Source organism: Haematobacter missouriensis, assembly GCF_000740775.1.
In the GTDB taxonomy this organism is placed as follows: domain Bacteria; phylum Pseudomonadota; class Alphaproteobacteria; order Rhodobacterales; family Rhodobacteraceae; genus Haematobacter; species Haematobacter missouriensis.
This window is the reverse complement of sequence record NZ_JFGS01000105.1, coordinates 1-791: the sequence shown is the minus strand read 5'-3', so window position 1 is coordinate 791 and position 791 is coordinate 1. Positions and strand designations below refer to the sequence as shown.

The following is a 791-nucleotide window of genomic DNA, read 5'->3' as shown; positions in this document are numbered from 1 at the left end:
GGATCCCCGGCAGACAGGAGCCCGGCCCCATCCATCCAGACATTCTCTCCGGGCGTGAAGTTGTTATTGCCCTGCAGCGTCAGCGTGATATTAACCTCGCCCGGATTGAGGTTTCTGGCGGCAGGGGCAGTGATGACCGCTGATTTTGTACCGGCCTCATTTCGCAGGGTAAGCTGTCGGTACATGTATTTTTGGCTGTAATTATCGCCAGCGTTTTCCAGCTCGATTGTCTGACCGGAAACCGAAATGACCTTGCGGTACCGACAGATTATCGGCTTTGGAGAGCTTTTTCCATCAAAATGAGGGGTCGTATATCTAAGCAGGTTCTCAGGGGTTTCTTCGAAAAATTGCCCTAAGATATTGCCGCCGTCCATCGGAGCGACGCCCTTGCCCCCCATCACAAAGCGGGACAAGTCTTGACCAGTAAAATGCCGGTAAAGGTATGCCATCGGGAAAGAAAAACCCCAGATACCCCCATTTGGCCCGGTAGGTGTTCCATCGACCTGCCGACCATAGGACAGGACGGCTTTGATGACCCGTTTCGTCATCTCCTCATTCGCCGCGTCGGTCCAGAGGAGGGGTAGAAGGGCAGTCTGCAGGCAAGCTAGCTGGCGTCCGTAGTTGGAGTCCTCAATGCCGCTGCCATACGGCATAAAATCACCATATCCGCCATTCGTGGATGATACGGTAGATTTGAAATTCCCGCGCAAAGAGCATTGGAATTTGTCCAACCGCTCGATGTTTCCTTCGAAGTTTTCCACTGGGGGCGCTGTGCCAGCAGCGGAATATCG

The 791-nt window shown here is 53.7% G+C and carries 1 protein-coding gene; it reads right to left on the bottom strand.

Annotated features, from left to right (window positions below; genetic code table 11):
- Positions 1–548, bottom strand: a 548-nt coding sequence (locus CG51_RS18840) for a hypothetical protein (RefSeq protein ID WP_211254221.1), incomplete at its 3' end; no start/stop codon positions are given.
- Positions 549–791: the final 243 nt, after the last annotated feature.